Annotated in this window: 20 protein-coding genes; 2 read left to right on the forward strand and 18 right to left on the reverse strand. The window is 62.2% G+C overall.

What is annotated here, in order from left to right; translation table 11 throughout:
* Positions 1-104: 104 nt before the first annotated feature.
* The gene (locus AB7E19_RS09640; protein WP_045522257.1) at positions 105-962 is read left to right on the forward strand and encodes a lytic transglycosylase domain-containing protein; all 858 of its coding nucleotides are present in this window, start codon (positions 105-107) and stop codon (positions 960-962) included.
* Here the strand turns inward: AB7E19_RS09640 and AB7E19_RS09645 are convergent.
* From AB7E19_RS09645 to lafA (AB7E19_RS09695), 11 genes are all read right to left on the reverse strand, one after another.
* Positions 898-1,356 (reverse strand): PilZ domain-containing protein, encoded by a 459-nt coding sequence (locus AB7E19_RS09645; protein WP_042015087.1) that lies wholly within the window; start codon positions 1,354-1,356, stop codon positions 898-900. The genes AB7E19_RS09640 and AB7E19_RS09645 overlap by 65 nt on opposite strands.
* A complete protein-coding gene (gene lafU, locus AB7E19_RS09650; RefSeq protein ID WP_322131584.1) occupies positions 1,343-2,290 on the reverse strand; it encodes a lateral flagellar motor protein LafU in 948 nt (315 codons plus the stop codon). The genes AB7E19_RS09645 and lafU overlap by 14 nt, the downstream gene beginning before the upstream one ends.
* Entirely contained in the window at positions 2,290-3,147 is an 858-nt protein-coding gene (lafT, locus tag AB7E19_RS09655; protein WP_041211799.1) for a lateral flagellar motor stator protein LafT, read from the reverse strand. The genes lafU and lafT overlap by 1 nt, the downstream gene beginning before the upstream one ends.
* A gap of 50 nt (positions 3,148-3,197) precedes the next feature.
* Positions 3,198-3,908, reverse strand: a complete 711-nt coding sequence (lafS, locus tag AB7E19_RS09660) for a lateral flagellar system RNA polymerase sigma factor LafS (protein WP_139737869.1) — start codon at positions 3,906-3,908, stop codon at positions 3,198-3,200.
* A gap of 5 nt (positions 3,909-3,913) precedes the next feature.
* A complete protein-coding gene (lafF, locus tag AB7E19_RS09665) occupies positions 3,914-4,372 on the reverse strand; it encodes a lateral flagellar basal body-associated protein LafF (protein WP_041211801.1) in 459 nt (152 codons plus the stop codon).
* Between the two features lie 39 nt (positions 4,373-4,411).
* Positions 4,412-5,440, reverse strand: a complete 1,029-nt coding sequence (locus AB7E19_RS09670) for a flagellar hook-length control protein FliK (RefSeq protein WP_427935090.1) — start codon at positions 5,438-5,440, stop codon at positions 4,412-4,414.
* Positions 5,441-5,451: 11 nt separating this feature from the next.
* Positions 5,452-5,790 (reverse strand): hypothetical protein, encoded by a 339-nt coding sequence (locus AB7E19_RS09675; protein ID WP_041214009.1) that lies wholly within the window; start codon positions 5,788-5,790, stop codon positions 5,452-5,454.
* 120 nt (positions 5,791-5,910) lie between these two features.
* Positions 5,911-6,303, reverse strand: a complete 393-nt coding sequence (lafC, locus tag AB7E19_RS09680; RefSeq protein ID WP_041211804.1) for a lateral flagellar export chaperone LafC — start codon at positions 6,301-6,303, stop codon at positions 5,911-5,913.
* 39 nt (positions 6,304-6,342) lie between these two features.
* On the reverse strand, positions 6,343-7,626 hold the full coding sequence (gene lafB / locus AB7E19_RS09685; protein ID WP_041211805.1) for a lateral flagellar capping protein LafB: 1,284 nt from the start codon (positions 7,624-7,626) through the stop codon (positions 6,343-6,345).
* A 113-nt stretch (positions 7,627-7,739) separates the two neighbouring features.
* The gene (gene lafA, locus AB7E19_RS09690) at positions 7,740-8,606 is read right to left on the reverse strand and encodes a lateral flagellin LafA (protein ID WP_201969881.1); all 867 of its coding nucleotides are present in this window, start codon (positions 8,604-8,606) and stop codon (positions 7,740-7,742) included.
* A gap of 179 nt (positions 8,607-8,785) precedes the next feature.
* A complete protein-coding gene (gene lafA, locus AB7E19_RS09695) occupies positions 8,786-9,652 on the reverse strand; it encodes a lateral flagellin LafA (RefSeq protein WP_045522180.1) in 867 nt (288 codons plus the stop codon).
* Between the two features lie 210 nt (positions 9,653-9,862).
* Here lafA (AB7E19_RS09695) and fliB point away from each other — a divergent pair, with 210 nt between their 5' ends.
* Positions 9,863-11,026, forward strand: a complete 1,164-nt coding sequence (gene fliB, locus AB7E19_RS09700; RefSeq protein ID WP_427935094.1) for a flagellin lysine-N-methylase — start codon at positions 9,863-9,865, stop codon at positions 11,024-11,026.
* Positions 11,027-11,086: 60 nt separating this feature from the next.
* On the opposite strand, the gene AB7E19_RS09705 is transcribed toward fliB, so the two are convergent.
* The 7 genes from AB7E19_RS09705 to lfgG are packed head-to-tail and all read right to left on the reverse strand — an operon-like array spanning position 11,087 to position 17,315.
* Positions 11,087-12,088 carry a hypothetical protein gene (locus tag AB7E19_RS09705; protein WP_042015081.1) on the reverse strand — a complete coding sequence of 334 codons (1,002 nt, stop codon included), beginning with the start codon at positions 12,086-12,088 and terminating at the stop codon, positions 11,087-11,089.
* Between the two features lie 19 nt (positions 12,089-12,107).
* Positions 12,108-13,007, reverse strand: a complete 900-nt coding sequence (lfgL, locus tag AB7E19_RS09710; protein ID WP_322131484.1) for a lateral flagellar hook-associated protein LfgL — start codon at positions 13,005-13,007, stop codon at positions 12,108-12,110.
* 10 nt (positions 13,008-13,017) lie between these two features.
* Positions 13,018-14,337, reverse strand: a complete 1,320-nt coding sequence (gene lfgK, locus AB7E19_RS09715; RefSeq protein WP_041211811.1) for a lateral flagellar hook-associated protein LfgK — start codon at positions 14,335-14,337, stop codon at positions 13,018-13,020.
* Positions 14,337-14,735, reverse strand: a complete 399-nt coding sequence (locus AB7E19_RS09720; protein WP_041211812.1) for a rod-binding protein — start codon at positions 14,733-14,735, stop codon at positions 14,337-14,339. The genes lfgK and AB7E19_RS09720 overlap by 1 nt, the downstream gene beginning before the upstream one ends.
* Before the next feature lie 8 nt (positions 14,736-14,743).
* Positions 14,744-15,850: a lateral flagellar basal body P-ring FlgIL gene (gene fgIL, locus AB7E19_RS09725; protein WP_041214014.1), complete on the reverse strand. Its 1,107-nt coding sequence runs from the start codon at positions 15,848-15,850 to the stop codon at positions 14,744-14,746.
* A gap of 8 nt (positions 15,851-15,858) precedes the next feature.
* Complete coding sequence (gene flgH, locus AB7E19_RS09730; protein ID WP_041211814.1) at positions 15,859-16,530, reverse strand: flagellar basal body L-ring protein FlgH; 672 nt, start codon at positions 16,528-16,530, stop codon at positions 15,859-15,861.
* Complete coding sequence (lfgG, locus tag AB7E19_RS09735) at positions 16,530-17,315, reverse strand: lateral flagellar basal-body rod protein LfgG (RefSeq protein WP_041211815.1); 786 nt, start codon at positions 17,313-17,315, stop codon at positions 16,530-16,532. Before lfgG ends, flgH begins: the two co-directional genes overlap by 1 nt.
* Between the last annotated feature and the right edge of the window lie 67 nt (positions 17,316-17,382).

The raw sequence follows: 17,382 nt of genomic DNA on the forward strand, positions 1-17,382 counted from the left end.
GTGCCGTTTGTTACTCCTATGATCATTATCACTGGCAGGCGGGTTTTCCTACCCCCGTTGTCGGCCCGGGTGCCGAACTGGTCAACGAGCAGACCCGCTTTCTGCTGCGCCAGCGCAGCCACCTGCAAACGAGGCTCGCCGAGTCCCAGCCCATGATCCGCTGGGTCACGGAGCAGGTTCAGACGCGAAAACTCCCACCCATGCTGGCACTGCTGCCCCTGATCGAGAGCAGCTACCGGCTTGACGTGATCTCCTCGGCGGGCGCCGCCGGGCCCTGGCAGTTGATGCCGGATACCGCAGCCCGCTTCTCCGTCCCCATGACGAACGGCTTCGATGGCCGCTATTCCCTGCCATTGGCGACGGAGGCGGCGCTCTCCTACCTCGGGTGGCTGCATCAATTCTTCGGGCAGGACTGGTTGCTGGCACTGGCGGCCTACAACGCGGGAGAGGGAAGAGTACTGAAGGCGGTGCTCAACGGCGGGACACGCAATGTGTGGGAGTTGCAATTGCCTACCGAAACTCGCCTCTATGTGGCGCGCTTCCTCGCGCTCTCCCAATTGCTGGACAGAGCGGCGCAGCACGGGTTTGTCCTGCCGCCCTGGCAGGCGGGAGAAAATATCCGGGTATGGCGGCAGCCGGGGGGCTGCTCATTGCTGGAGTGGGCCATGGAACGGGGGGTTGCCATGAACGAGGCAAGCCGGTGGAATCCCGCCTGGCGATTGCCCGATCCCCGGGAGGTGAGTGACTGCCCCATCGTTTATGGCGGAGGCAAGGCCCCTCCTGCCCCGCGCCATCAAGAGACACGCCCACAGCTGGTGCGGGCCGTGTCCCTGGAAAGCCTGCACGATCCCCTGCTGTTGCTGCCTGCACGGGGACTGGACATGGGGCGGGGAGGCCTCACTCTTGAGCGGTTGCCGGATCCACTGGGATTGGAGCAGGCTCGCCCTCTGCTGGCGCCATGAAACAGTGGCGCCAGTGGCTCAGAACAGGCGCGAGATCCACCGAGTCAGGATCGACCCATCGCGCGCCGTAGAAGCTGAGGTACTGGCCTATGGCCCTGCGATGGGTGATATGACACGCCAGCACGATCCGCGGTGACAACGACAGGCTGACGTTATCGGGCAAGGTAAAACGGGCGGGGGCGAGGAAACCGACCCCACCCGGTCCGATATCCTTGATGACCGCCCGTCCGATGCGCTTGTCGAACAGCAGGCCGGAGACCATGAGCCGGGCCGCGATGCCGCAACTCTGGGATTCCAGGGGCGTGGTCCCGTCATGGAGATACCAGCGCGGCAGTTTGCGCCTGGGATCCTTGAACGGTGTCACGGGGGGCAGATCGGCGTCAGGGGTTTCCATGGGCAACGGCATCCTTGGCTGTCCGGGTGGCGGCTTGGGTTTGGGCACTGAACAGCTGCTCCAGGCTCTTTTCCGCCTGGGTCGTCATCACCAGCAACTCGATGCGGCGGTTCTGGCTGCCTTTGGGATCGGCGGTGTTGTCCAGCATGGTATCCGACATGGCGACCACCTGACCCACCCGCTCGGGGGGCATGCCGCCAGCAAGCAGGACACGCCTCGCCATCATGGCGCGATCGGAGGAGAGCTCCCAGTTGCTGTAGTTGTCACCGGCAAAGGGGGTGCTGTCGGTGTGGCCCGAGATCATGACCCGGTTCTCCACTCGCTGAAAGACAGGAGCCAGTGCCATCAGCAGATGGCGGAAATAGGGGCTGATGCGGGCGCTGCCACGGCTGTACATCTCGCGCTCGTCATCGTCGCGGATCAGGATCCGCAGACCCTGGGGCACCAGTTGCAGCTCCAGGTTGTTTCTGGCCTGCATCTGATCCGCCATGGACCCGATGAAACCGGCCAACTGCGCCATCTGCTTCTCTCCCTCAATCTTGCCCACCAGCAGGCTCTCATAGCCTCCTTTGGCGCCATCGGTAAAGATGCTGCGATCCCGCTCCATGTGTCTGGGCATGCGCTGCCCCTCCTCCACGAACTGGGGACTCAACTCCTCCAGTACCGAGGGGTTGCCGCCAAGATCCACCGGATAGGGGCTGTTGCGGATATCGAAGGGATTGGCCTCGCTGTCCATGATGCTGTAGTCGCGTAGACGGCTGGCCACCACATCACGCTCCTCCTGGCTGGAGACGGCCAGGATCCAGAGCACCATGAAGAAGGCCATCATGGCCAGGGTGAAGTCGGCGAAGGCCACCTTCCATGCACCGCCCCCCTTGGGAGCGCTGCTGCGCCGCTGCTGGCGCTTGATGACGATCTGCTCGTGGTTGCGCATCACATGGCCCTGTTGGTCACCCAGTCTTCCAGTTCGAGGAAGCTGGGTTTCACGTCAGGCTCCAGCATCTTGCGGCCGGAATCGACGGAGAGCAGCGGCGTCTTGCCCCGCAGCTGGGCGATCAGGATCGACTTGATGCACATCAGCATGCCGATGCGGCGCTTGACCATCTCCTCCATGGCATTGCTGATGGGCTCCAGCAGGCAATAACAGAGGAAGATGCCGATGAAGGTGCCCACCAGGGCGGCCGCCACGTGCACGCCTATGTTGCTGAGGGGGCCGTCGAGCTGCTGCATGGTGATGATGATCCCCATCACCGCCGCCAGGATCCCGAAGCCGGGGCAGGCCTCCCCTGTCTTGTGCAGCGCGTGGGCGGGCTTGAGCATGTCCTCCTCGATGGCCATGATCTCCTGCTCCAGTATGGTGTCGAGCTCATGGGGCGTGATCTTGCCCATGCCCAGCAGACGCAGGTTGTCGATGATGAAGCCCAGCAGTTGCGGATCTTCCGATACCTGGGGATACATGAGGAAGACGGAACTCTGCTGCGGATTCTCCACGTGCTCGTCCAGCGCCTTCATCCCCTTGTTGCGGGTCTCTTCCAGCAGTTGGTGCATCAGGGTCAGCAGTTCGCGATAGATCTCCTTCTCGTCCTTGTTGGACTTGAAGCAAAGCTTCATCTGGCGCCACATTTCATGCATCACCTCCTTGGAATTGCCAAGGAACATGGAGCCGACCGCCGCCCCTATGATGATGATGAGTTCGGCAGGCTGCCACAGGGCGATGGGGCGCCCCCCGGCCATCATGAAGCCGCCGATCACACACACGAAAATGACACCAAGACCAATCTGTTTTTGCATGGATGCTCCCGCAGAAATCAACAAGACTCCCCCCGCGGGGAGAGGCATAACTATATGGAGTCGACCAATCGCTGCTTGAGCTGAAGGACGCACTGCTTGTGGAGCTGGCACACCCGCGACTCGGTCAACCCGAGCACCAGTGCAATCTCCTTCATGTTCAATTCCTGCTGGTAATAGAGGGAAAGCAGCAGCTGTTCACGCTTGTCCAGGGTGCCGAGCACCTTGCCAAGGGTCATGGCCAGATCCTGATCGTCAGACTCGGATGCGGGCGCCCTGCCCCCGTTCTCCAGCCACTCCTCCAGACTCTGCAACGCCTCGGCCTGGCTCGCATAGGCGAGCTGGCGCACCTCCTCGACGGTGCAGGAAAGCGCCTGTGCCAGCTCCTGCTCGGTCGGGTTGCGCCCTAGACGGTTGAACAGCTCCCGCTGTACCTGGTTGTGACCGTGCACCTGCTGGCGCAGCTGACGGGGGCGCCAGTCGAGGCGCCGCAGCTCATCCAGCATGGCTCCCCGCACCCGCTTGAAGGCATAGCTCTCGAACTGGGCATCCGGTTCACCCCCATAGCGACGCCAGGCCTCCAGCAGCCCCATCATGCCGACCTGCTCCATGTCCTCCTGATCGAAGCTGGCGCTCACCTGACTGCGCAGGTGAGTGGCTGCCCGCTTCACCAGAGGCAGATAACGGCTCAGGATCGCCTGCTCACCGGTGCGGGGAGCGGAGGCGGTCAGTTCGCAGGGAGTATCCCAACCAGCGTCCATCATGTTCGCTACTGCACCAGGACCTTGGTAACCAGCACTTCATCCAGATAGGGCTTGTAGCCATACCCCTCCAGGGTTCCCACCAGTTTGCCGAGCAGAGAGGTCTGCAGGGCCGAGATGTTCTGCAATTCCTGCTTCACCGCCTCATGGGAGCGATGGCTGAAATATTGCACCATGGCATTGCGGATCAGGGGGGTCAGCTCGTTGAGCGTCTCCAGCTGCTGGGGATTGTGGGTGACCAGCGCCAGCTCCAGCACCAGATAGTGGGGCTCTCTGTCTCCCTCCAGGCTGATGACGAAACGCTCCATCGGTTTGAACAGCGGCGTCTTGCTCAGCTCGGGCTTGGCTTCTGCCAGGCCCAGCCAGACGGCAACCGTATCCCGCTTGAGATAAGCGCCATAGGCCAGCGCCGCCAGCAGGCACAGCGCCATCATTATCACCATCAACCACTTCATGACACGCCGCATAATTTGAAATCACTCTCGCTATTGCCAGATCTTGAAATGTCACACCAGGGTGTTGAGCCAATCCTGGCCAGCACTGCCCGATGCGTCCTGTTCTTCCTGCCACTGTCGTCGACCTGCCAGGATCTTCTCCTGCTGCCAGCGATCCCCCCGCTCCTGCTCTCCCCCCTGGCCCACGTTCACCTCGACACCACCAGCATGATGGGGAGCCAAACTCATGCGAAGCCGCTCCATCGACTGGATCAGGGCTTCACGCACCGCCGGGTTGGTCACGTTGAGCTGCACGTTGAGCCGATCCCCTTCCATCCTCACGGTCAGTTCGAGGCGACCCAGCTCTGGGGGGTCGAGGCGAATATGGGCCTGCTTGATGCTATGGTTCACCTGCAGCTCGACCCTGTCTTTGAGCACATCGACCAGTTGCTGGCCCCACTGGGCCTCGCTTGCGGCAAGACGCGCCGGCGCCCACTGGTATTCCGCAGGCCTGGCGGCAGAGAGCGTGGGCGACAACCCCGCCATTGCCTTGAATTCGGTGACGCTGGCCTCCCGCTCCGGGGCGGGCTCCCCGGGAAGAGGCACCACCACTGCCGCACTCCGGGTCGCAGGCAGCTCGCCCTGGGCAGTGGGCTGGAGCATTCGCATGGCCAGCTCCCCAGCAGGTTGAGGGAGGCTCTCCTTGCCAACGGAAACCGGCGGCACCGGCATCCGCTCCCCTTCCATTCGCTCGAACCCGCTGAGGGCGCGCAGCACAGGCGAGGAGGCGGGTTGCATCTCACCGACGGGGGCAAGGCCGGCACTCGATGACAAACGGACAGGAGGAAGGCGTCCCTCCTCCTGTCGGACAAAAGGTGGTGGCATCTGGTTGAAGGCGGCGAGTTGCTCGGCGACATCCGCAGCCACTTCGACGCTTTCCTCCTGCTCCGTCTCGTCGACGGGGGCGGAAGGGGCGGTGGACGGAGGAAGCATCGCCTCCTGCGGAAGATCCAGAGGCTGGTACTCTTCCCCCTGCCCGTCAGGCTGGCGGGAGAGGCGGGTAAAACCACCGGATGGGGAAGCGGGCAGTGTCTCTGCCACGGGGAGAGGGATCATGCCCATGTCTGCGCCTCGTCGTAGGCCTGCAATCCTTCCCGCTTGCGGGAGAGGCTGTCCCACTCCTGCTTGCGCAGCGCCGTTTCCTGCTCACAGAGCGCGAAGGCTTCCCGATGCCAGTGGCGCACCTGATCCCGGGCCGGCATCAGGGATTGCCACAATGCAGGCTGGCTGTTCAGATGCGCCACCAGCTGGGCCAGACGCTGATCCGCCAGCCGCACCGCATCCCACTGTCCGGCGCGGGCCTGCTGCAAGATAAGACGCCCGAGCCCCAGAAGCTGGCGCTGACGTGTCTCGCGTTCCGCACCGGGGGGCACGGCTCCTGTCATGGACATGATGATGGCCTCAAAATAGGACGACCTTGCGGGCAAGCAAGGAGCAGGCCAAATATATAAACATTATATTTCAATACGTTAGTTCCGACCTTTGCCCCATGAGGAAGGTGGATTTCCGCATCAACGGGGATGGCGGGCCATCGCTTCCCAACCCTCTTTCAGCTCCAGCAGGATGCGACGCACCTCTGCAAAGCCCGCGACATCGTTGGCCACACTGATCTCGAACAGCCGCTGGCCGCAGTAGTCGTACAAACGGTGCAGGTTGCTGGCCAGCTCGCCGCCCTTGTCCATGTCGAGGGCACTGTCGAGCCCTCCCAGGATCTGCAGACACTTGTTGATGGACTGCCCCTTGCGCTCGTACTGCCTGGCCAGAATGTGGCCCTCGGCCCTGGCTATTTCGTCGAGCAGGCCATCCATCAACATCAGCACCAGCTGGTGCGGATCGGCGCTCGCTGCCTTGGCCTGGGTGGCGGCGAACTGGTAGGCGTCATAGCCTTCTTGGGGTTCAAACATGAAAAACTCGCTTATTCAAAGTGTTACGGGCTAGCCGTCTCACAGGGCGCCCATGGTCTGCAACATCTGGTTCATGGTGGTGAACTGATTGAGGTAGCGCTTATACGCGGAATCCATGCGCCGATCCAGCGCCTCCATCCGCTCGTTCACCCGCTTCTCGTTCGCTTCAAGACCTGTCTTGCGTCCCTTTAGTGCACCGTCCCGCTTGGTATAGGGGTCCAGGGCATTGCTCATCCGCTTGAGCAGACCATCGTCGCCCATGAGTGCCTTGCCGAGCAGCTCGGGATCCTTCTCCAGCGCCTTGTTGAAGTCGGTCTCGTTGAAGGAGAGCTTGCCCGCCTTGTCGGTCTTGATCCCCAGGCTCCCCAGAGTCAGATCATCGGGCAGCTCCCGCACGCTGCGGGCAATCACGCTCTTGAGGCTGCGTACCCCGCTGTCGGAGGAGAGGGCTCCCGGCGCCTTGGGATCGCTGGAGGTCATCTTGGCCAGCTCATCCACCAATTCGTTGTAACTGTCGACAAACTTCTTGAGGGAGCCGGTAACCGCCTCCTTGTCCTGATCCACCGTGACCAGCAGCGGAGCATCATCCGCCTTTTGCGCCTTGGTCAGCTGGAACGTCAGGCCATCCACCACGTTCTCTATCTTGTTGCTGGCAGAGGTGATGGTGAGAGGGTTGTCCCCCCCCATGCGCAGCTTGGCGTCCTGCGCCTGGGTGATGTCCGTCTTGCCGGCCATCGCCACCCCGAGGGCATTGGCGCCATCCCCGCTGTACCCCAGGGTGATGGCGTTCTCCACGCCGCTCTCCTTGCTGGTCAGTACCATGCTGACCTTGCCGTCGGTACGTACCAGGGTCGCCTTCACACCCGGGTTGTCCTTGGCATTGTTGATCTGGGAGACCAGATCCTTGACGGTGGCGCCAGCCGGGAGAGAGGCCAGGTCGATGTCCAAGGTCTTGCCCTTGACGGTCAGGGAGAAGACGCCGTCTGCCGGCAGCGGTGCCGTGTCACTGTCAAGCTGCAAGCCGACCTGATGGGACTGGGCAAGCTGCTCCACAAAGAAGCTGTACTGACCCGAGCTGGCCTTGCCGTTGCTCGTCACCGTCATGAGTCCTTCCTGGGACAAGGTGGCCTTCTGAGCCTGCAGGCTGCTCGCCTTGTTCAGATCCTTGAGCAGGGTCTGGAAACTCGACAGCTTGGTGGTGAGGCTGCTGATGGCGCTCTGCTGCGCCTTGACGCTGTCCAGCTGCTTCTTCAGCAGCTTGTCCATGTTCTGGCGCTCGACGGCAACCAGTTGCATCGCCGTGCTGGCCGGATCTATTTGCATCTTTATCCCCTTATTCGGTGGCATGCCCGTTGGAAAAGACCGGCTCGGCCCTTTCCAACCGGCAAGCGGTTGTCAAACAAGAGCCGCCCCTCTCGGGGCGGCCCGGCAAACCATCAACGCAGCAGGGAAGTCACCATGCCGGTCATCTGGTTGGAGTTGGACAGCACGGACATGCCAGCCTGCATCAGCATCTGGTTCTTGGTCATGTTGGTGCTCTCCTGGGCGAAGTCGGCATCCATGATGCGGCCGTTCGCCATGTCGGTGTTCTCTTTCATGTTGGAGAGGTTATTGACGGTGTGCTCCAGACGGTTGATGTTGGCACCGAACTGGGAACGGGCGGTACCGATGGCATCCAGGGCGTCTTCCATCTTGGTGATCTGCGCGTTGAAGGCAGTGGAGGCCAGGGCGGTGGCCGCCACATCGGCGGTGGCAAAATCGGTTTGCGCGGTATCAATGGCTGCGTTGACGGCCTGAACATTGCCGCTGGCATCCACATCCAGCTTCTCGGCGGCGGAACCACCGATCTGGAAGGTCACTGCTGCAGCGCCGAACTTGCCCGCATCGCTGATCAGAGCCTGACCACCAAACTTGGTGTTGTCGCTGATGTTCTTCAGCTCGGCAGACAGCTCCTTCATTTCGGTGCCCATGGCCAGACGGTCTTCCGCGCTCGCGGTGCCGTTGGCGCCCTGGGTGGCCAGGTCTTTCATGCGCTGAACGATGTTGGTCATCTCGTCCATGGCACCTTCGGCGGTCTGCATCATGGAGACGGCGTCCTGGGCGTTGCGCATGCCGACCTTCTGGCCGTTGGACTGGGCTTGCAGACGGGTGGCCATCTGCAGACCGGCGGCGTCATCGGCGGCGGAGTTGATGCGAAGACCGGTACCCAGGCGCTGCATGGCGGTGCCCAGCATCTTGTTGGTGTTGTTCAGCTGGTTCTGAGTGGTCAGAGAAGCGAAGTTGGTATGAATGGACAAACCCATGATCTATTCCTCGAAGAAGGCTGCTACCGCAGCGGATAACCGTACGAAGGAGAGAAGCGACAGGTGCGAGGCAAGACTTGAGCTGCGGGTGAAAAATATGATGAAAAAAGAGGGCGCAGGAGGAGCTGGGAGGGGAAACGGAAAAAAGGCACCCACCAGGGGGATGGGTGCCACCAACATCAACGCAGCAGGGAGGTCACCATGCCGGTCATCTGGTTGGAGTTGGACAGCACGGACATGCCAGCCTGCATCAGCATCTGGTTCTTGGTCATGTTGGTGCTCTCTTGAGCGAAGTCGGCATCCATGATGCGACCGTTCGCCATGTCGGTGTTCTCTTTCATGTTGGAGAGGTTGTTGACGGTGTGCTCCAGACGGTTGATGTTGGCACCGAAGGAGGAACGGGCGCTGCCAATGTCTTTCAGGAAGGTTTCCATCTCGGTGATGGCGGCATTGGCTTTGGTCTGATCACCGATACCGCCACCCTTGACTGCGGTACCATCCAGGCCGGAGCCAGCGGTGGAACCGGTCACTTTCTTCAGGTCGGTGGAGATGTCCACGCTCAGGGTCTCGGCGGCGGAGCCACCGATCTGGAACTTGACCGCACCCTTCTCGAAGTTGCCAGCGGCTTTCTTCAGCAGGGACTGGCCACCGAAGGTGGTGTTGTCGGTGATGTTGGCCAGCTCTTTCGACAGCTCGCCGAACTCGGCGTTCAGGGCGGTGTAGTCTTCGGTGCTGGTAGTGCCGTTGGCACCCTGGGTAGCCAGATCCTTCATGCGCTGAACGATGTTGGTCATCTCGTCCAGGGCGCCTTCGGCGGTCTGCATCATGGAGATGGCATCCTGGGCGTTGCGCATACCGACCTTCTGGCCGTTGGACTGGGCTTGCAGGCGGGTAGCCATCTGCAGACCGGCCGCGTCGTCGGCGGCGGAGTTGATGCGAAGACCGGTACCCAGGCGCTGCATGGCGGTGCCCAGCATCTTGTTGGTGTTGTTCAGCTGGTTCTGGGTGGTCAGGGAGGCGAAGTTGGTATGGATGGACAAGCCCATGATGTATTCCTCGAGTTAAACGCTGCACAGCAGCCCGTTAGGTTGACATCAGATAGAGACGACCCCTTTCGCGCAGAAATGTAATCTTCCCTCCGCATATTTTTCTTCTGGCCCCCTCCCGGGCATTCCGGTATCCCGGGTGCTCGCCGCCTCCCCCATCCGGCATGCTTATTGCTTTTAAAACGTCCTCTCTCACTACCGGATGGCGACATGGCTGCTTCGCTCTACACACCGCATTTCGTTCAACATTTCCAGTGCATCGGCGATCGCTGCGAGGACAACTGCTGCCACAGCTGGACCATCAGCATCGACAAGCAGACCTTCCGCAGCTATGAACGCCACCCCGACCCCACGGTCAAGTCCCTGAGCAAGCTGCACATCATCAAGGTGAAGCAGAGCAACGAGCGCTGGGGGGAGATAAAGCTCGACGAACAGGGCGCCTGCCCCTTCCTCGATGAAAACCGCCTGTGCCAGATCCACAGCAAGGCGGGTCAGGATGCCCTGAGTCACACCTGCAAGACCTACCCCAGAGCCCAGACCCGCATCGGCAACCAGCTCAAGAGGTCCCTGATGCTCTCCTGCCCCCAGGTGTGCCGCCAGTTGTTGCTTGACCCCCTGGCGATGCAGACCGAGGTCACCGAGCTCACCCAGCCCCTGCCCTTCGCTCCGCCCCCCTCCAACGCCATGGCGACGTTGCACAGCCTGAGCATTCACGTGCTGGCCGCCACGGATATCCCCGTGGCGATTCGGCTATGGCTGGTCGGCATGCTGATCCATCGGGATCCTGCGCAACTCTCCCACGAGGCCTTCCTCGATCAGGTGGCGGTACTGGCCGAACGCGGGGAGCTCAACACCATGTTCGAGCAGTTGCCCGCCCTGCCCAGACTGCAGTGGTGGGGCCTCAGAACCATGACCCACCAGTTGCTGGCCTATTCCCAGGGGAGACGGGGGCGGCAGACCATGCAGGTCTGCCTCGACAAGATCAACGGGGTACTGGAGGGAACCTACGACGAGGACAAGCTTGCACGCCTGCAGCAGGTCTGGCACGACAGGGTCGCCCCCTTCCTGGCCAGCCATCCCCAGATCCTGGACAACTACCTGCTCTACTACGTCTATCACCACAACTTCCCGCTGCAGCAGGGCGACAAGTGCCAGGCCTATCAACTGCTGGTGGTCGACTACTTCCTGTTGCGCAACTACCTCTGCCTGCTGGCCATGGACAAGGAGCTGGACGAGCAGGACGTGGTCAACCTCTTCTACAGCTACCACACCATACGCCAGCACAATGCGAGCTTTATCAAGACCATAGAACAGGGGCTCAACGACTCCGGCTTCGCGTCGGACATCTCCCTGTACGCCCTGCTCAAGCCCTGAAAACAGAAAACCGCCAGCGAGCTGCATGGCGGTTTTCTGTCGTGAACGGGACCTGGCCCCCTAGGTGAGCAGCGCCACCACGTTCTGGCGCGAGACGTTAGCCTGGGCAAGCAGGCCGGACATGGTCCCCATGAAGCCCCCTTCCTTGAGCTGGAGGCTGAGCTTGCCCTGCAACTGGACCAGCTCCTCCTGCTGCAGGTTCTGGCTGCGTGACTTCACCCGATCGAGCTGCTTCACCATCCGCTGGCGAAACTGCTTGAGCTCGCGCACCGACTGCTCTATCTCCCCGAGCAGTCGCTTCAGCCGTTGCTGCTCCTGTTTGATCTCCCCCTTGTCGAGCCCCTCGCCGAGCTGGGTCAACTGCCCCGCCTTTGGCTTGAACTGCACGGGTACCGGGTTGCCGGCGGGAATGCGGATGCCCTCGCCGCTCAGCAGCACGGGTTCATCCAGCTTGCGCCTGTGCTGATCCGGTACGCTCAGCTCCAGCTTGCCCAGCTCGTTCAGGCGCGCCTGGATATGCTCCTTGCGCAGCGCGCGATCCAGACGGGCGGCCGCCTCCGCTTCACTGGCATCGGCGGGCAGCAGCACCTCGACGGCGCTGCTGGTCTGAGGGAAGGAGAAGACGAGACGCTCGGCACTCGCCCTTGGGCTCAGCAGATCGAGCCGCTCCGCGCTGTAGTGCACCCTGCTGTCCGTGGCCGACGCCAGCAAGCGTGGCCTGAGCTCGCTCGTCAGTGGCGCCTGCGGCTGGGTCAGCTTCTCTTCCAGTACCTTGAGACGGGAGACCAGATCCCCGCTCGCCGCCTTCTGCTGGCCGAGCTGCTGCTCCAGGCGCTTCAGCTCGCCCCACACCTGGCTCAGGGCCTGTTCGCCCCCCTGGGCATGGGCGATGCGCTGCTGCGCCGTGCCGATCAGGGCCCAGCGATCGAGCCGGATGACATTGGGCTGGCGTTCATTGCGAGGAGTCTGGGGAGAAGTAGCCTGGGCAGTCGAACGACCTTGCAACCTGGGTTGGGCCGGCGTTTCGGCCACGCTCCCCGGACGGGTTTGTTGAATCTGCATCCTGGCTCCTTAGACAGATTTAGGGCATGTAGTTGAACAGGCTCAGGCCATTCACCTTGGCGAAGGCCTGCTGTTGCACCTGCAGAGCCATCAGCACATGCGCCTGCTGGGTCACGGCCCCCGCGTAGTCGAGGGACTCTATCTGATTGCTCACTTCCTTGCTATAGGTGCTCTTCTCGGCATGACCCTCGTCCACCTGATCCAGCAGATTGATGCGTGCCCCTATGGTGCTCACCATCTGGCTGATGTCATCCTGCAGGGTCTTGCTGCGATCCAGCATGGCTCTGGCCTGATCCGCCGCATCCGGTGCGCCGGCATCGAAGGCCGCCACCATGTCGTCCAGCTGCTTGAAGAAATCCCCGTTCTGGATGAACAGGCTGTCTGCGGTCTGGTTGAGGGACACCGTCACCCCCCGGGCAATCTCCACCTCCCGCACCAGAGCATCCCCCTGATAGAGATAGCCGCCACCCGGACCCTGGACGATGGGGGTCTTGTCCACCTGGCTGCCGCTGAACAGGCTTGAACCGTTCTCGTTGCGGGCATTGACGAGATCCAGCAGTCCCTCCTTGATGATGGCCGCCTCGCTGGACACCGCCCGGCGATCGTCCTCGGAGAGGGAACCGTTGGCTGCCGTCTGGGTCAGCTCCCGCAACCGGCTCAGCATGTTGGTCATGGTCTCGAACTGCAGCTCCCCCTGGGATAGCTGGCTCTTGGCATTGGCGATGTTCTTCTGGTACTGGGCCATGGCCACCTGCTCTTTCTTCAGACCAAGCAGTTGCACGCTGCCCACGGGATCGTCCGAAGGCTGCAGGATCCGCTTGTTGGAGGAGATCTGGCGATCCAGCCGGGCGTAGTCGCCAAAGCCCCGCTGCAGGTTGTCGAGCATGCTGAGCTGGATCTGGTTGGTGCTGATGCGCATGCGGACTCCGTCAGAACATGTTGAGAATGGAATTGAAGAGTTGATCCGACGTGCTGATCACCTTGGCATTGGCCTGATACGCCTTGGTGTAGGCCATCACCTTGACCCCTTCCTCATCCAGGTTGACGCCGCTCACGCTGCTGAGCTTGGTGGCGAGCTGTTTCTCCATGTTGGCATCGGCCTCCATGGTCGCCTTGGCCTGACCGCTCTGCACCGCCATCTTGCCAAGCAGGGCGCTGTAGGCATCGTACTGATCATCCTTGATGGTCAGCAGCTCCTGCAGGTTGCGGTTGTCGCCGTTGCCGCCCCCCGCCTTGGCGAAGGCGAGGTGATCCCCGGTAAAGCCGTCGGCCACCTTGAGGGTGCCGGAGGGATTGAGGGGGTCGTAGCTGAACAGGGGTTTGCCGGGATCGCCGTTCAGATCGACGCCACCCGCCTGCTTGGCGTTGAAGTCATCCGCCAGCTTCTTCGCGATCTGGTTCAGCTCGTCGCGCAGGGGGCGCAGCACTGTGGTGCGATATTCCAGCACGCCCGCCAGGGTGCCGCCCTGAAGCCTGGGGACCTCGAAGGATTGCGGCCCGAAGCTCAGGCTCAGGGTGTCACCGGCCAGAGAGAGGGTGCTGCTGCTGCCGGCCAGCACCAGGGGCTGGCCCTGGGGCAGGCTCAGGGAGAAGGAGCCGTCGCTCTGACGGTTGACCCGCACCTCCATGAAGGTCGACAGCTCGCGCACTATCTGCTCGCGGCTGTCTTCCAGCGCCGAGGTGTTGACCCCCTTGGAAGCCTGCTCGCCGATCTGGGTGTTGAGCTCCGCCACCTGCTTGAGATAGCTGTTCACCTGGGTAATGGTGCTGCCCAGCTGATCGTCGATCTGCTTCTCCTGGGTCAGCAGGCTCTCGTTCAACTGGCCGAAGCGGTTGGCCAGGGCACCGGCCGAGCTGACGATCTGGCTGCGCTGCGCCGGTGTTTCCGGGCTGTCGAGGGCGGCGCTCAGGGACGCAAAGAAACTGTCCAGCCCCTTGGTGATGTTCATCGACTCGCTGCCGAGCAACTGCTCTGTCGTATTGATGTACTGGTGAAAAGCATAGGAGGAGCCGGTCGCGGAGCGGCTGCGCCAGTGCTGGGAGACCAGATAGTCATCGGTGATCCTGCGAACCCCGGTCACCTCGACCCCCATGCCGTTGTCCATCCGGCCAAAGCCCGACAGGCTGCCCATCATGGCCTCCTGGCGGCTGTACCCGATGGTATTGACGTTGGCGATATTCTGGGCAGAGATGTTCAATGCGATCTGCGATGCATTGAGTCCGCTAAAACCGATACTGAGCAGCGACATCAGTCAACTTTCCTCATTTTTGCCGAATTCAGAGGCTGACTGAAGGCAGCCAGGGTCTGGGAGTCTGAAGCGACCACCGGCTCGGCATTCTTTAATGTGGGGGCCAGTTGATTGACCATCTGCTCCTTGAGCCCCATGCCGCCGCGCTTGACCAGGCTCATCGCGAGCTGGCTGTCGTACATGTCGCGGTAGAGGGACTCCCCCTTGATAAGCCTGTCCTCTTCATCCTGCATGGCGTCGGACGCCGAACGCATGTGCTTGAGCACCGTCTGCAGGAAGCTCACCTCGAACTGGCCGGCCGCCGCCTCCAGGGCCGCGCGCTGATCCGGGTTGCTCTTTATCTGCTGCAGTTCATTGAGATCCTGATAGAAACCAGGCTCCGAGGTAATTCTGGTCATAGAGATCCTTAGATGACCACCAGCTCGCCTTCGAGGGCTCCCGCCTCGTCGAGGGCTTGCAGGATGGCCATGACATCATCCGGGGTCGCCCCCAGGGAATTCACCGCCTTGACGATCACCTCCAGGGAGGTGCCATCTGGCCAGACAAACATGTTGTTGCGCTCCCGGTCAACCTGGATCTGGGAGTTGGGCGTCGTGGTGGTCCGCCCGTTGGAGAAGGCGTTGGGCTGGCTCACCGTCTGGCTCTCACCTATGGTGACCGTCAGGCTGCCATGGCTGACCGCTGCCTTGTGCACCTTGACCCCCTGCCCCATGACCACGGTGCCGGTACGGCTGTTGAAGACGACTCGTGGCCGCTCCTTGCCCATGTCCACCTGGATGTCCTGCAACAGGGCCATGAAGGAGATGCGCTGGCTCTCATCGCGGGGGGCCGCAATCTGGATGCGACCGGCGCTGACCGCCTTGGCCACGGGGCCGAGCTGGCGGTTGATCTCCCGCTCCACGTTGCGGGCCGTCTTGAAGTTGGGCTGGTGCAGGTTGAGCGTCACTTCCGGCTTGTCCGAGAAGTTGCTGGCCACCTCCCGCTCGATGATGGCACCGTTCGGGATGATGCCGGCCGTCGGCACGTTGATGGTCACGGAGGAGCCGGATTGCCCCTCCGCCTTGACACCGGCCACCACCAGGTTGCCCTGGGCGACCGCATAGACTTCACCGTCGATGCCGCGCAGGGGAGTGAGCAGCAGCGAGCCGCCTCTCAGGCTCTTGGCATCGCCGATGGAGGTCACGGTCACGTCCATCTGCTGACCCTTGCCAGCGAGGGCGGGCAGCGTCGCCTGCACGGAGACGGCTGCCACGTTCTTGAGCTTGGGATCGATGTCATCAGGCAGTTGTACCCCGAACTGCTTGAGCATGTTGGTCATGGACTGGCCGGTGAATTTGACCTGGCTGCGATCCCCGGTGCCGGAGAGGCCGACCACCAGGCCATAGCCCACCAGCTGGTTGGCTCTCATCCCCTGCACGTCGGCAATGTCCAGCAGGGCCCGTTTGGCGGGGGCAGCGGCGCCGGCCACGCCCGACAGCGCCAGGCAGAGCAGGGCGATATACCATCTGTTCATCGAAATCCTCACAAGGGGGAGAAGGCGGAACTGAAGAAGCGCGACAGCCAGCCCATCTGGTTGCTGTCGGCCAGGGCGCCACGACCGGCATAGGTGATGCGGGCATCGGCGATGCGCTGGGACGAGATGCGGTTGCTCTGGTCGATGTCCTCGACCCGCACCATGCCCCCCAGACGGATGTACTCATCCCCCTGGTTGAGGCGGATCCACTTCTCCCCCCGGATCCCCAGCACCCCGTTGGGCATCACTTCGGCCACGGTGACCGTGATGGCCCCCGCCAGGGTATTCTGCTGGCTGGAGGTCGCCCCGCCGTCGAAGTCGCGATCCGCCTTGATAGAGGCGCTCCAGTCCGGTCGGGAAACACCGCCGATGGAAGGCACAGGCACGCTCAGATTGCTGTTCTTGTTCATGCTGGTGTTGGCCTTCTTGCTGGACTGGGTGCGCTCCTCCAGCATGACGGTCAGGATGTCGCCGACCCGGTAGGCACGGCGATCCTGGAACAGGGTCATCATGTAGTCGTTACGGTAGAGGCTGCCATCCTCCCCCACCCCGGCTTTCGTCAGCTCGGAGCGGGAAGGGGCCCACTTCTCGTCACCGGGCTCGGGGGCCTGCAACTCATAGGTGGAGCAGCCCCCCAGCAGCAGGGCGAGCACGACGCAATACCACACCGGCCTCATCATCACAGCGCCTGGGTCACGAACTTGAGCATCTGATCGGCGGAGGAGACCACCTTGGCATTCATCTCGTAGGCGCGCTGGGTGGTGATCATGTCCACCATCTCTTCCACCACGTTCACGTTGGAACTCTCCAGGGTGAACTGCTTGATGGCCCCCATGGCCTCTTCACCCGGGACCCCTTCGATGGCTTCACCGGAGGCACCGGTCGCCCGGTAGAGGTTGCCCCCCAGGGCTTCCAGACCGGCCGGGTTGGAGAAGTTGGTCAGGGTGATGCGCCCAAGCTCCACGTTCTCCTGCTGTCCCGGCAGGGTGGCGCTCACGGTGCCGTCGGTGCCGATCGCGATCTTGGTGGCGTTGTCCGGGATCTGGATCTGCGGCAGCATGGGCAGGCCGTCGGCATTGACCAGCAGCCCTTCCGCATTGCGGTGCCATTGACCGTTGCGGGTATAGGCCGTCTCGCCATCCGGGCGCTCGACGCTGAAGAAACCGGCCCCCACCACCGCCATGTCCAGCTCCTGGTTGGTGTTCTGGAACTGCCCTGGCGTGAATACCTTCTGGGTGCCGACCACCCGCACACCGTTACCCATCTGGATGCCGATGGGGGACAGGTTCTGCTGATCCTGCTGGGCACCGGGCTGGCGCTGAACCTGATAGAACAGATCCTCGAACGCCACCCGATCACGCTTGAAACCGACCGTGTTGACGTTGGCCAGGTTGTTGGAAATGCTGGCCATCTTGGCATCCTGTGCCGACAGACCCGTCTTGCTCACCCAAAGCGCTGCATGCATCTTCGTTTCTCCACCTGATTCGTTCGAACGGGGTGCATCCCGTCAGTATTCATTCCCGGCCGCCATG

It is taken from the genome of Aeromonas sp., assembly GCF_050252055.1.
GTDB classification, from domain to species: Bacteria; Pseudomonadota; Gammaproteobacteria; order Enterobacterales; family Aeromonadaceae; genus Aeromonas; species Aeromonas caviae.